Here is a 10,089-nt window from a genome sequence, read left to right on the forward strand (position 1 = left end):
CCCACAGGGCTTGGTGTTCACCGCTAAACCCCTGTGGGAGCTAGCCTGCTAGCGATGAGGCCAGACCTGATGGCACAAAATCCAGCCATGAAAAAACCCGCTGTCCCTCAGAGGTCGAGCGGGTTTCTTTTTGCCCGGCAGCTTATTGGGCAGCGGCCTGCGCTTCCATTTTCTGACGCAGGCTCAGCGGGCGCATGTCGGTCCAGACTTCCTCGATGTAGGCCAGGCATTCTTTTTTTCAGGCCGCTCTTGCCCACGGTGCGCCAGCCCTCTGGTACGGCTTTGTAATCCGGCCAGATCGAGTATTGCTCTTCGTGGTTGACCACGACTTGAAAGAGGATGTCCTCGCGGTCGAATACTGACGTCATGCTGCTTCTCCATCGTTGTAAGGGTGGGCCGCACGCGCGGTGCAGCCGGGTATGTAGAAAGAACGTTCGGCGCGGCGAAAAATTTACAGTGCCGCCGTCGCCGCCGCCAAAGCGCGGCCGAAGATCTCGGCGACGCGGTCGATCTCAGCGGCGGTGATCACCAATGGCGGCAGGAACCGCACTACCGCGCCATGCCGCCCGCCCAACTCGAGGATCAGGCCACGCTTGAGGCATTCGCGCTGCACCAGGGGTGCCAGACGAGCAAATGCCGGCGGATGGCCAAGGGCATCCACTGCGCCGTTGGGGTCGACCAGTTCGACGCCAAGCATCAGGCCGCGGCCGCGGATATCGCCCAGTTGCGGGAAGTCGCGTTGCAGGATGTGCAGGTGCTCGCTCAGCCTTGCGCCCATGGCGGCGGCGTGCTCGCAGACCTTGTGTTCGAGCAGATAGCGCATCACCGCAGAACCGGCTGCCATGGCCATCTGATTGCCGCGGAAGGTGCCGGCGTGAGCGCCCGGCTGCCAGGTGTCGAGCCAGTCGCGATAGACCACCACCGCCAGCGGCAGGCTGCCGCCGATGGCTTTCGACAGCACCACCACATCCGGAATGATGCCGGCGTGCTCGAAGGCAAACATCTTGCCGGTGCGGGCGAAACCGCTCTGGATCTCGTCGACGATCAACGCCACGCCAGCCTGCTCGGTGATCCGGCGCAGGCCGCGCAACCACTCGATATCGGCGGGAATAACGCCGCCCTCGCCCTGCACCGCTTCAACGATGACCGCGGCGGGCAACTGCACACCGGCTTCGGGGTCGTTGAGCAGGTTTTCCAGATAACTCAGGTTGGCTTTCACCCCCGCCGCACCGCCGAGGCCGAACGGGCAACGGTAGTCATACGGAAACGGCATGAACTGCACGCCGGTGCTGAGCAAGGCACCCAGCGGTTTTTTCGGGCCCAGGCTGCCCATCAGACTCAAAGCGCCCTGACTCATGCCGTGATAACCACCGGAAAACGACAACACCGTGCTCCGCCCCGTGGCCGTGCGCGCCAGTTTCAGCGCGGCTTCCACCGCGTCAGTGCCGGTCGGCCCGCAGAACTGGATTTTTGCTTGCGCTGCGAGCGCGGGTGGCAGCAGGCCGAACAGGTCCTGGACGAACTGATCCTTGACCGGCGTCGTCAGGTCGAGGGTGTGCAAGGGCAATTCATCAGCCAGCACCTGCTGGATCGCCTCGATCACCACCGGGTGATTGTGCCCCAGCGCCAGCGTACCGGCGCCGGCCAGGCAGTCGATGAAGCGGCGACCCTCGACGTCTTCGACATACAGGCCCTTGGCGCGTTTGAGCGCCAGCGGAATGCGCCGCGGATAACTGCGCGCATTCGACTCCTGTTGCGCCTGGCGCGCGAGCAGTGGCGATTCTTCGAACTGGTACAACGTTTCGACCGGCGCCGAGGTAACCCGGACCGACTCTTCGATAAGGCTGGTGGCGACTGACATTTCTCGACCCCTCAATGAACTATGGATAGCGACCCAAACGGCACGCCGGACAACTGCGCGTTCCGGTCAAGGGGCGCACTGGCAGGTTTTCCTGTTCTGGAAACGCTTAAGGGCGTCGAGGATTTAGCCCTTGACCGGGTTGTCAGACCGGCAACACCAAAGGCTTGTGCATGGGCTGCACCTGCAAGCCATGGCATTGGCAAAGCGCAGTGGCTGCGCGATAGCCCAGATGCCGATAAAACGCCTGGCCCGTACGCGTACTATTGAGCTGCGCCTGCAGCACACCACGAATCAGCAGCCAACCCTCCAGATCCCCCATCAACGCGCGCCCGGCCCCGCGGCGAAACGATTCCGGCTGGACATGACACAGCAGAATCTCGCCGCCATCGTTCGCCATGCCGACGCCGACCGGCTTGTCATCAAGCAACGCGATGCACAGGTAAAACTGCGGGTCGGCGAGCCGGGCGCTGATGACATCGGCCGATTGAAGGCCGAGCCAGCGGCTGACGAGTGAAGGGTCGTTGCGGTGATCGTGCGCACAGCCGAAGCGGATCGAACGTTCGATGATACGGCTGATAAGGCCGGCGTCGGCCAGGGTGGCCGGGCTGATGCAGATGGACGCTTCCATGGCGCAGTTCCCTCAATCCATTGAGTAAAAGCTGCGTCGACCTTACGCCCACCCCGAGCGGATAGCGAACGCCGAGAAGTTACATTTGATGTGTCAGAACACCGAGCCTTTGTAGGAGTGAGCCTGCCCGCGATGACGGTCCGTCAGTCGACCGCATCATCAACTGACCGGACGCTATCGCGAGCAGGCTCACGCCTACAGGGATTTGTGGAGGGTTCAGACGCGTTGCAACGGCATGGTCAGCTCAACCCGCAAGCCATCCGCGCGACTGTCGAAATGCAGCGCACAGTCGCAGCGCTGGACGATCGCCTGAACGATCGCCAGACCGAGGCCGCAACCGGTGCTCTGGCCGTTGCGCCAGAAGCGTTGCGTCAGGTGTTGCAGATCATCCGGGGCAATTCCCGGACCATGATCGCGGACGACGAAACGCACGCGGTTGCCGACGGTTATCAGACTCAACTCGACCCTGCATTCCTCGGCGGTATGGCGCAGGGCGTTGTCGAGCAGATTACGCAGCGCGGCAATCGCCAGCGCGGCGGGCATCTGCAGCGGCGCTGTCGACAGATCAGTCGGCAGTTGCAGCTGGATGCGCGTGCGCTCGCCGCCGGTGGCGTCCTGAATCGCCAGGCGTGCGACTTGTTCGGCGCTGTATTGCGAGCCGTCATCGAACGACAGGCTGCCCTCGACTCGCGCCAGCAACAATAACTGCTCGAGGGTGCGATGCAGGCGATCGGCGCCCTCCTCGGCCCGCGCCAACGACTGATCGCGAGCGTTGCCATCGGTCATTCGGGCAACTTGCAGGTGGGTCTTGATCGCAGTGAGCGGGCTGCGCAGTTCATGCGCGGCGTCGCCGGTCAGGCGTCGTTCACGTTCGAGGGTCTTGCCGATGCGCTGGAACAACTGGTTCTGGGTTTCCAGCAACGGTTTCAACTCGCTGGGAAACGCCTGAATCTGCAACGGCTCAAGCGAATCGGCGTTGCGCCGCATCAGCGCTTCACGCAAGCGGTTGAGCGGCGCCAGCCCCTGGCCGATGCCCAGCCACAACAGGCACAGACAACCGAGCAGCGCCACACCGACCGGCACCGACGCCGCCAACAGGATCGACATGTTCAGCGCCTCACGCTCGATCTGCCGATCGGCTGTGGTAATCCGCACATCACCCCGCGCGAGGGTGAAACTGCGCCACGGTGCGCCGTCGATCATCTGATCGTGAAAGCCCATTTTCTCGGCTTCCAGCGCCTGGTCCGGATTGTTATGACTGCGCGCGAGGATTTCCCCGCGCAAGGAGCTGACCTGACAGGCCATGCCGCCGGGAATATTCAGTTGCTCGGCGCTGAAATGAGTGCCCTCGCCTTTGCTCGGCAGCGCTGGCAATTGCTCGAGCAGGCCGGCGACCATCCGCGCCGATGCGACCAGTCGCTGATCGAGGGAAAACATCATCTGATTGCGCAGATCACTGAGCATCCACGCCGCCGCCAGCGCCCAGATCAAGGCAAACGCGGCGCCGAGGGTCAGGCTCAGGCGCAACCGCAGACTCATCACTTGCCTTGCTCTCCACCGTCGGCCGGACCAAGACGATAGCCCAGACCGCGCACGGTTTCGACGATGCCCTTGCCCAGCTTGCTGCGCAAATGATGGATGTGCACGTTCAGCGCGTTGCTTTCCAGTTCATCGTTGAAGCCGTAGACGCTGTCCTTCAACTGCTCGGTGGACAGCACCCGGCCACGATTGTGCAATAGCGCCTGGAGCAGCGCCTGCTCGCGCCGTGACAAGTCGACCGGTTGCCCGGCCAGAGTGGTTTCGCGGCTGCTCGGGTCGTAGGTCAGCGCGCCGTGCTCGATCAGGTTGACGCTGCGTCCCGCCACCCGACGCAACAGGGTTTGCAGACGCGCGAACAGCTCACGCAGGTCAAACGGCTTGAGCAGGTAATCGTCCGCCCCGGCCTGCAAGCCGTCGACGCGGTCGGTCACCGAGTCGCGCGCGGTCAGTATCAGCACCGGAATCTCCAGCCCGCCCTGTCGCAATTGCTGGAGCAACTTGAGGCCATCTTCGTCGGGCAGACCGAGGTCGAGCACCATCACGTCGAATTCGGCGACCTTGAGCATCGCCCGCGCTTTCGATGCGGTGTTGACGTGCTCGACCGTCAAACCCTGAGCCGTGAGGCCGGCAACGATGCCGCTGGCGATCAGCTCATCGTCTTCGCAAACCAGTACGTGCATGGGCGCTCCGAAAATAAAAAGGCGAGTGAAGCAGGCGAGGATTAAGCGGCAATTATGGCCGCCAGCAGCATTGACGGGAAGCCGAACCTGGAGGGAAGGCAAACCAGGCCGGAAACCTTCTTAAATATGTACACCCATCAAGAAACACTTTGCGCCTGTATCGCCCCTCACCGCTCATTTACCTTCGCAGGTGACGTTTCTACTACCGTTAAAAGGATTTAATACACATGCCTCAACTAAACAACTTCGTCGCCATCGACTGGCGTGCCGGCCCGGATCGCATTTATTTCTTTTTCAAGGACAGCGAGACCTACTCTCGCTTTGATCTGGGCGCCAATAAGGTCTCCGATAACTACCCTGCCTCTACGGCTGGCAGCTGGGATAAATTCGACCCATTCATCAAAGACCTGCGCTTCGGTTTCACCACCACGTCAATCGGCTTCAACGCCCCGGGCGATGAAGACATCGCGTGGTTATTCCATTACCAGGGCGCAACGCCCATGGTCTGCAAATACGACCAGGATAAAGATGCGGTTGCCAGTTTTCAGAAAGTCGCCGATTCGATCTGGAAACCGATACTGCCGTACTTCGACCAGATCATTGCCGGCACCTGGTTTCAACTGACCGGGCAAGCGTTTCTGTTTCGCTTCATTCTCAATGATGGCCATTATCTGTCGTTCAATTACAGAGCAAAAACCCTGACGCGCAAGCCGTTCGGCGAATATCAACTGGGCGTATTGAAACCCTACAAAGACCGCATCATTACCGCCGCACAAAATGACCGGACGTTCGCCGACAGCCACTGGTACATCTTTCTGACCAACAATCAGTATCTGGTTTACAACATCCAGAGCGACCGACTGGTCTCCGGCCCGCAGACAATCAACGAAGCGAACTGGCCCGGACTGCTGCGCGGCTGATTGGCCGAGCAAGAGAGAGCCTTGTACGATACGGGTTAATTATCGGTTAATCGCCGCCGCCCATTCTGCGCTCACTTGCACAGGGACAAGGCTCCTCCATGCGTCGTTTTTTTCTTTTGTTCACTCTCTTGATCTCGGGTCTGGCCCAGGCAGGAAACAATCCATTCGATACGAAACCGGAGTTCTTGCCGGTCGACAAAGCTTTCGTGCTGACATCCGAACGTCTCGAGTCCGGGGAAACCCAGCTGTTCTGGCAGATCAGCGACGGCTATTACCTGTATCAGAAACGGTTGAAGTTCGACGGGCTCACCGCCGATCAACAGCCGAAGCTGCCAGAAGGCGAGTCCCACAGCGACGAGTTCTTCGGCGAGCAACCGGTCTACCGTCAGGGTCTGGAAGTGAAAATTCCGACATCCGCCAGCGGTCAGATCAAGGTCAGCTATCAAGGCTGTGCCGATGCCGGTCTATGTTATCCACCGCAAACCCGCGTGATTGATCTTGGCGGCAAGGCGACCGTTGCGCCGGGCGCGCAGGCAGCGGACGAGGCACTGGCCAGCAGCCTGCAACAGCGCGCCCTGGGCTGGAGTCTGCTGGTGTTCTTCGGCCTCGGTCTGTTATTGGCCTTTACCCCGTGCACCTTGCCGATGCTGCCGATTCTCGCCGGCATGGTGGTCGGCAGCGGCGCCACACCGCGGCGCGGCTTTGCTCTGGCCGGCAGCTACGTGATTTGCATGGCATTGGTCTATGCCGCGATGGGCGTCATTGCTGCGCTACTCGGTGCGAACCTGCAGGCGTGGTTGCAGAACCCCTGGTTGCTCGGCACGTTCGCGGCGATTTTCGTGATATTGGCCCTGCCGATGTTCGGCTTCTTCGAACTGCAACTGCCGGTGGCCCTGCGTGATCGCCTCGAACATGCCTCACGCAGTCGCAGCGGTGGCAGCCTGATCGGCGCCGGGGTGCTCGGTGCGCTGTCCGGTCTGCTGGTCGGCCCGTGCATGACCGCACCGCTGGCCGGCGCTCTGTTGTATATCGCGCAGACCGGCAATGCCTTGCACGGTGGCTTGATTCTGTTCTCGCTGGGCATCGGTATCGGTGTGCCGTTGCTGTTGCTGGTGACCGTGGGCAACCGCTTTCTGCCCAAACCCGGCGCGTGGATGAACCTGCTCAAAGGCGTGTTCGGTTTCCTCTTTCTTGCCACTGCGCTGTTGATGTTGCGCCCGGTAATTGATGCATCGTTGTGGCTGGGCCTGTGCGGTGCGTTGCTGTTGATCGCCGCGTTCTGCGCCTGGAAGCAGTCCGAGGGTTTTGGACGCGTCGCGCAGTTGTTCGGCGCCACTTCGTTGCTGCTCGGGTTGTGGGGCAGTCTGCTGGTGATTGGCGCAGCCGGCGGCAGCGACGACCCGTATCAACCATTGCAGGTCTACAGCGCTGGCCGTGCTGGTTCAGTAGCGCCAGCCGGGCATGACGCGTTCACCACGATCAACGAGCCGGCGGCGTTGCAGCGCGAACTCGACGCGGCCAAGGCGCAGGGCCAGTGGGTGCTGCTCGATTACTACGCCGACTGGTGCGTGTCGTGCAAGGTCATGGAAAAACAGGTATTCGGCAAGGCCAATGTGATGCAGGCGTTGAATGATGTGCGCCTGCTGCGGCTCGATGTCACAGCTGACAATGCCGCCAGCCGTGAGCTGCTCAGCCGCTACAAAGTGCCAGGGCCACCGAGTTTCGTCTGGATCGGCACCGACGGTGAAGAACGCCGCAGCCGGCGAATTACCGGCGAAGTCGATGCCGATACATTCCTGCAACGCTGGAACGCTACCCGAGACGCCCATTAATGCTCACTCTGACCCTCGGCACCTTTGCCATCGCGCTCAACCATCTGCTGCTGATCAGCGCCCTGGCGCTGGCGACTTTTGTCGGCTGGCGGGTGGCCAAGCGCGGTGGCGATAACCCCGAATCGGCACTGTTCAGCCTGTTTTTGCTGGGCATGCTCGCTGCGCGGGTGGCCTTTGTCGCGCTGTACTGGTCGCACTATCGCGCTGATCCGTGGCAGATCATCGACCTGCGTGACGGCGGTTTCCTCGCCTGGCCGGGGGTGATCGTGCTGTTGCTGGCGGCGCTGTATCGCGGCTGGCGCCGCCCCGGGCTGCGCCGGCCGCTGGGTTTCGGCGTGGCCAGCGGTGTGGCGTTCTGGCTGCTGGCGACGCTGTCGCTGAATATTTACGAACAAGGTACCCGTCTGCCGGACATCACCCTGCGCAACGCGGCCGGGCAAACCATCCAGCTCAGCGATTATCAGGGCGGGCCGCTGGTGATCAATCTGTGGGCGACCTGGTGCCCACCGTGCCGGCGCGAAATGCCGGTACTGGAACATGCCCAACAACAACGCCCGGACCTGACCTTTCTGTTCGTCAACCAGGCCGAAAGCATGCAAAGCGTGGCGACTTTCCTCGAAACCCAGGGCCTGAGCCTGAACAACGTCCTGTTCGACCGCAGCGGTCGCCTCGGCCAGGCGGTGGGTTCGATGGCATTGCCGACTACGCTGTTCTATAGCCCCGACGGTCGCCTGCTGAGCAGCCACCTCGGTGAACTGTCGAACGCCAGCCTGGCCCGTGCGCTGGAAAGTTTCGACACGCCGATCCCCCATTCGAACCCGGCCACCGCACCGGCCACCTCTGCAAGGAAACTGCCATGCCCCGCCTCCGCCACCTGCTGACCTTGACCCTGAGCGGCGCCCTGCTGCACTTGCCGTCGGTGCAGGCTGCTGAAGAACTGCCCGCCGCGATCAAGCAGATCGAAGCCAAGGGCGCTAAGATCGTCGGCCAGTTCGACGCCCCCGACGGACTGCGTGGTTATGCGGCGCAATACCAGAATCGCGGCATGGCGCTGTACCTGACGCCGGATGGCAAGCACGTGCTGCTGGGTAATCTGTACGACGCCGACGGCAAGGACTTGAGCAGCGAGCCTCTGCAAAAACTGGTCTACGCGCCGATGGCCAAGGAAGTCTGGGCCAGGTTCGAGGCAAGCAACTGGATTCAGGACGGCAACAAGGACGCACCGCGCACGGTGTATTTGTTCAGCGATCCGAACTGCCCGTACTGCAACATGTTCTGGGAGCAGGCGCGGCCGTGGGTGAAAGCCGGCAAGGTGCAATTGCGCCACATCATGGTCGGCATCATTCGCGAAGACAGCCCGGGCAAATCGGCGGCGCTGCTGGCGGCGAAAGACCCGGCCAAGGCGCTGGAAGATCACGAAAAGGCTGGCAAGGGCAGCTCGCTCAAAGCCTTGAAGGATATTCCGGTGGCGGTGCAGACCAAGCTGGCGGCGAACATGCAGTTGATGGAAGACCTTGAGTTGCAGGCCACACCGGCGATCTTTTATATGGACGACAAGGGTGAGTTGCAACAACAGCAAGGGGCGCCGACGGCGGAGAAACTGGTGAAGATTCTGGGGCCTAAATAACCCTGGCCTTGCGTTGCCTGGACTGGCCTCATCGCGAGCAGGCTCACTCCTACAGTTGATCGCATTCCTCCAGCACAAATGCGATCAACTGTAGGAGTGAGCCTGCTCGCGATTGGGATCACTCGGTGTATCAGTTGTGCTCGGCCAGAAACGCAAGCAGTGCTTCAGTCACAAACGGCGGATTTTCCAGATTGGAGATGTGCCCCGCCTCCGGCACCAACACGCACGGGCAGCCGATCAGTTCAGCCATATCGCGGGCTTCTGCCGGTGGCCGTGGCTTGTCCTGATCGCCGCACAACACCAACGTTGTTGCTGCATTCAGCTCGCCAAGGCGTGGCAGCAAGTCATCGCGACCAAAGGTGATACGCCCCATCGGCACAATGCTTTCGCGCAGTCGATCCGAGGAATACGCCGCCAGTTTCGCGCGAAAATCCTGATACAGCGCCGACTGCGGATCGATGCCCGGACGGAAGAAGATTGGCACGACGATATCGAGCAGTTGTTCGGAAATTTCGCCGCTGTCTTCGATCTGCTTGAACAGCGAGAAATAGTACTGGCGGGTCGGCTCGGGTTCGACGCCGACGTACGTGTCCATCAGCACCAGACAGTTGAGTCGTTGCGGCGCCGAGAGCGCCAGGCGCACGCCCCACATGCCGCCGACCGACAGGCCTACCAGCGTGACGCGGTCGATCTGCAGATGGTCGAGCAAGGCTTGCGCCTGACGGGCGATGTCATCCAGTGACGAGGTGCCTTCCGGCAACCGCCCCGACTCGCCATGGCCCCAAAGGTCCAGCGCAATCACCCGATAATGCGGCGCCAGCGCGGCGATCTGCGGCGCCCACATGGCGTGATCCCACAAGTAACTGCCGGCCAGCAGCACCGCCGGCCCAGCGCCTTGATCGGTGTAATGCAGCGCTTGTCCGTCAACCGTAAAAAAAGGCATCGACCATCCCCCGCGAGAAAAAAACAGAACCGGCAGACTGAGCTGCCGGTTGCTGATCG

9 protein-coding genes and 1 pseudogene are annotated in these 10,089 nt (G+C 61.6%); 4 read left to right on the forward strand and 6 right to left on the reverse strand.

The features are described from left to right. Positions 1 to 142: 142 nt before the first annotated feature. The 5 genes and pseudogenes from BLU52_RS16240 to BLU52_RS16260 form a co-directional block, all read right to left on the reverse strand. Positions 143 to 368: pseudogene (locus BLU52_RS16240) on the reverse strand (MbtH family protein). An 83-nt stretch (positions 369 to 451) separates the two neighbouring features. Further along, the gene (locus BLU52_RS16245) at positions 452 to 1,861 is read right to left on the reverse strand and encodes an aspartate aminotransferase family protein (RefSeq protein WP_090284830.1); all 1,410 of its coding nucleotides are present in this window, start codon (positions 1,859 to 1,861) and stop codon (positions 452 to 454) included. A 142-nt stretch (positions 1,862 to 2,003) separates the two neighbouring features. Continuing rightward, entirely contained in the window at positions 2,004 to 2,489 is a 486-nt protein-coding gene (locus tag BLU52_RS16250) for a GNAT family N-acetyltransferase (RefSeq protein WP_090284832.1), read from the reverse strand. Positions 2,490 to 2,705: 216 nt separating this feature from the next. Then, complete coding sequence (locus BLU52_RS16255) at positions 2,706 to 4,028, reverse strand: ATP-binding protein (protein ID WP_090284835.1); 1,323 nt, start codon at positions 4,026 to 4,028, stop codon at positions 2,706 to 2,708. Further along, a complete protein-coding gene (locus BLU52_RS16260; protein WP_090284837.1) occupies positions 4,028 to 4,708 on the reverse strand; it encodes a response regulator in 681 nt (226 codons plus the stop codon). Before BLU52_RS16260 ends, BLU52_RS16255 begins: the two co-directional genes overlap by 1 nt. A 227-nt stretch (positions 4,709 to 4,935) precedes the next feature. On the opposite strand from BLU52_RS16260, the gene BLU52_RS16265 reads away from it, so the two are divergent. The 4 genes from BLU52_RS16265 (at position 4,936) to dsbG (ending at position 9,087) form a co-directional block, all read left to right on the forward strand. Beyond that, positions 4,936 to 5,628 (forward strand): hypothetical protein, encoded by a 693-nt coding sequence (locus BLU52_RS16265; protein WP_090284839.1) that lies wholly within the window; start codon positions 4,936 to 4,938, stop codon positions 5,626 to 5,628. Positions 5,629 to 5,726: 98 nt separating this feature from the next. Further along, a complete protein-coding gene (dsbD, locus tag BLU52_RS16270; protein ID WP_090284841.1) occupies positions 5,727 to 7,460 on the forward strand; it encodes a protein-disulfide reductase DsbD in 1,734 nt (577 codons plus the stop codon). Continuing rightward, positions 7,460 to 8,341: a TlpA disulfide reductase family protein gene (locus BLU52_RS16275; RefSeq protein ID WP_090284843.1), complete on the forward strand. Its 882-nt coding sequence runs from the start codon at positions 7,460 to 7,462 to the stop codon at positions 8,339 to 8,341. The genes dsbD and BLU52_RS16275 overlap by 1 nt, the downstream gene beginning before the upstream one ends. After that, positions 8,317 to 9,087 carry a thiol:disulfide interchange protein DsbG gene (dsbG, locus tag BLU52_RS16280; protein WP_090284845.1) on the forward strand — a complete coding sequence of 257 codons (771 nt, stop codon included), beginning with the start codon at positions 8,317 to 8,319 and terminating at the stop codon, positions 9,085 to 9,087. The genes BLU52_RS16275 and dsbG overlap by 25 nt, the downstream gene beginning before the upstream one ends. A 130-nt stretch (positions 9,088 to 9,217) precedes the next feature. Here the strand turns inward: dsbG and BLU52_RS16285 are convergent, their stop codons facing one another. Further along, the gene (locus tag BLU52_RS16285) at positions 9,218 to 10,030 is read right to left on the reverse strand and encodes an alpha/beta fold hydrolase (RefSeq protein WP_090284847.1); all 813 of its coding nucleotides are present in this window, start codon (positions 10,028 to 10,030) and stop codon (positions 9,218 to 9,220) included. Between the last annotated feature and the right edge of the window lie 59 nt (positions 10,031 to 10,089).

The sequence above is a fragment of the Pseudomonas granadensis genome (genome assembly GCF_900105485.1).
Taxonomy (GTDB): domain Bacteria; phylum Pseudomonadota; class Gammaproteobacteria; order Pseudomonadales; family Pseudomonadaceae; genus Aquipseudomonas; species Aquipseudomonas granadensis.